This is a genomic window from Quisquiliibacterium sp. (assembly GCF_982640115.1).
Window position 1 is genome coordinate 1 of the sequence record NZ_CEXFHW010000283.1, and the last position, 3,265, is coordinate 3,265.

Annotated in this window: 3 protein-coding genes and 1 pseudogene; all 4 read left to right on the forward strand. The window is 70.8% G+C overall.

Annotated features, from left to right (window positions below; translation table 11 throughout):
• Window positions 1-559, forward strand: a 559-nt coding sequence (locus AC2H6A_RS18930; RefSeq protein WP_484275271.1) for an acyl-CoA dehydrogenase family protein, incomplete at its 5' end; no start/stop codon positions are given.
• Window positions 560-590: 31 nt separating this feature from the next.
• Window positions 591-1,781 (forward strand): acyl-CoA dehydrogenase family protein, encoded by a 1,191-nt coding sequence (locus tag AC2H6A_RS18935; protein ID WP_484275272.1) that lies wholly within the window; start codon window positions 591-593, stop codon window positions 1,779-1,781.
• Complete coding sequence (locus tag AC2H6A_RS18940; RefSeq protein WP_484275273.1) at window positions 1,781-2,863, forward strand: acyl-CoA dehydrogenase family protein; 1,083 nt, start codon at window positions 1,781-1,783, stop codon at window positions 2,861-2,863. Before AC2H6A_RS18935 ends, AC2H6A_RS18940 begins: the two co-directional genes overlap by 1 nt.
• 70 nt (window positions 2,864-2,933) lie before the next feature.
• Window positions 2,934-3,265 (forward strand): annotated as a pseudogene (locus AC2H6A_RS18945) (hypothetical protein); the annotation flags it as partial.

Consider the following 3,265-nt stretch of genomic DNA (forward strand, 5'->3'; position numbering starts at 1 on the left):
GGTGGTCATCGACGAGACCCGCCGGGTGTTCCGGGTCGATCTGCACGGGGTGCGCCTGCCGTCGGGGTCGCTGATCACCGGCGCGCCGGCCCTCGCCGCGCTGCGCGCGGTGCGCGACGCCGGCCTGCTGCTCGCCTGCGCCGAGGCCACCGGCGGGCTCGCCGCGGTGCTCGCGCTCACGGTCGACTACCTCAACCTGCGCTCGGCCTTCGGCCGCAAGATCGGCAGCTACCAGTCGCTCAAGCACACCTGCGCCGAGATCCTCGTCGGTCTGGAGCGCGCCCGCTCGCATCTCTGGCATGCCGCCACGCTGCTGGCCGAGGGCGCCGATGCCGAGGTGGCCCTGCGCATGGCCAAGGTCGAGGCCGGCGACAGCTTCGTCTTCGCGGGCGACCGCGCGGTGCAGTTCCACGGTGGCTTCGGCTTCACCTGGGAATGCGACGCGCAGCTCTACCTGCGGCGCGCGCTGTGGCTGCAGTACGCCTTCGGCGACGCTGCCCATCATCGCCGCCGGCTCGCCGATCGGCTGCTTGCGTCCGCCGAGCCGCTCGCCGCCTGAGCGCGGCACCCCTGTTGCCCGAGACACGCCCATGGACCTGAGCTACGGACCCGAGTACGAACGCTTCCGGGAAGAGGTGCGCGCGTTCATCGCCGGCCACCGCCACCTCGCGCCGGTGGCCGGCGGCCCGCGCGATCAGCGGGCCCGCGACTGGCAGCGCCTGCTGGTGCAGCACGGCTACACCGCGCGCAGCATTCCCGTCGAATACGGCGGCGCCGGTCTGCCGCCCGACATCCTGAAGTCGCGCATCATCGCCGAGGAGTTCGCCAGCGCCCAGGTCAGCCCCGGGCTGGGCGGGCAGGGCATCTCCATGCTGGTGCCCACCCTGCTCGAGCTCGGCACCGAGGCGCAGAAGCGCGAGTTCATCGCGCCCACCCTCAGCGGCGAGATGATCTGGTGCCAGGGCTACTCCGAGCCCGGCGCCGGCAGCGACCTGGCCAGCCTGCGCACCAGCGCGGTCCTCGATGGCGACCACTGGGTGGTCAACGGCCAGAAGATCTGGACCAGCACCGCGCATCAGGCGCACTGGATCTTCTGCCTGGTGCGCACCGAACCCGACGCACCCAAGCACCGCGGCATCAGCTTCCTGCTGTTCCGCATGGACACCCCGGGCATCGAGGTGCGGCCGCTGGTCGACATGACCCTCAACCCGAACTTCAACGAGGTGTTCTTCACCGATGTGCGGGTTCCGGCCCACCAGATCGTGGGCCGCCGCGGCGACGGCTGGATGGTCGCCAATGTCATCCTGCGCAACGAGCGCAATTCCCTGGCCGATCCGAACATCTCGCTGGCGCGGCTGAACGCCCTGGCCGAGATCATGAAGACCGAGACCGTCGACGGGCACCGCCTGATCGACGACCCGCGCTACCTCGACCGCCTGATGCGGCTGCAGGCGCGGGTGATGGCCATGCGCTTCAACGACCTGCGGCTGCTCTCCAGCCAGCTCAATCCCGGCCAGGACGCCACCCTGGCGCGGCTGGTGGTCAAGATGCAGGGTACCGAGCTGCGCCACGAGATCGAGGCCCTGGCCATCGATGTCATGGGCGAGGGCGGCCTCGCCTACGGCTCGCATCCCTATCTTCGCGACGGCGGCAGCTGGCAGTACGCCTACATGTACTACCTGGGCCTGATCATCGGCGGGGGCACCAACCAGATCCAGAAGAACATCATCGCCGAGCAGGGCCTGGGCATGCCGCGCGAACCAAAAGCAGGGGTGGCCTGATGGAATTCGGATTGTCTGCCGAGCAGGTGCTGCTCACCGACTCGCTCTCGGCCTTCCTGCGCGAGCGCGCGCCGCTGGCCCGGGTGCGCCGCTTCGCCGAGACCGGCGAAGGCCGCGCCGCTGATCTGCTCGCGGGTCTGGCCGAGCTTGGCGTGCCGGCCCTGCTCATCCCCGAGGCCCAGGGCGGCGTGGGGCTCTCGCCGCTCGATGCCTGCCTGGTGGCCGAGACCCTCGGGCGCCATGTCGCGCCGGTGCCCTTCGTGGCCAATGCCGCCATGGTGCCCACCGCGCTGCGTCTGGCCGGCAGCCCTGCCCAGCAGGCGCTGTGGCTGGCCGAGATCGCCGCCGGCCGGCAGGTGGTGGGCGCTGCGCTCGCCGAACGCAGCGGCGCGCGCGCCGGCGCCGGCGTGCAGGCCAGCGACGGCCGTCTGCGCGGCCGGGCGCTGCATGTGCTCGATGCCCAGGCCGATGCCTGGCTGGTGGCTGACGCGCACGATGGCCTGCATCTGGTCAGCGCCGGCGCGCCCGGCCTGAGCGTTCGCCCGCTCGAGACCATCGACCGCACCCGGCCGATCGCCGAGCTGGTCTTCGAGGGCACGCCCGCCGAGCCGCTGCCCGGCGCCAGCGCGGCGGTGATCGGGCAGGTGCTCGACATCGGCCGCGCCGTGCTCGCCGCCGACACGCTCGGCGCGGCCCAGGCCATGCTCGACCAGGCTGTGGCCTACGCCAACCAGCGCCAGCAGTTCGGCCGGGTGATCGGCTCCTTCCAGGCAGTGAAACACCTCTGTGCCGCTGTGGCTGCCGATCTCGAGCCGGCCCGGGCCTACCTGTGGTACACCGGTCATGAACTCGGCGAGTCGCCGCAGTCGGCGCGCGCCACGGTCTGCCTGCTCAAGTCGCACATGGACGAGATCGGCCGGCAGGCGGCCAAGTCCACCACCGAGGTTCACGGCGGCATGGGCTTCACCGACCTGCTCGGCCTGCACTACTGGTTCAAGCGCATCGGATTCAACCGCCAGATGCTCGGCTCGCCCGAGTGGCTGCGGATGGAAGCGGCCCGCACGCAGGGTCTGGTGGCCTGAGCCACCGGTGCCCCCGCAGGCCGCAGGTTTCGACGATTCGGATTTCGATCACACGCACGGAGATGACACGATGAGCACCGCCACCAGCAGCGCCACCAAGCCGGCCACCGGCTTCGGCGGCAATCCGCAAGACGACCTCCACGACCTGCGCATGAGCGACAAGTCGCTGCCCCTGCTCGAGCAGGTCAAGCGCTTCGTGAGCGAGGTGGTCGATCCCATGTCCGAGAAGTTCTTCGCGCTGGGCGAGGGCCGCGCCGACCGCTGGAGCTATGTGCCGGGCCAGCTCGAGCTGCTCGAAGAGGCCAAGAACGAGGCCAAGCGTCAGGGCCTGTGGAACTTCTTCCTGCCCGATGCCGAGACCGGCGAGGGCCTGTCCAACCTCGACTACGCCTACATCGCGGC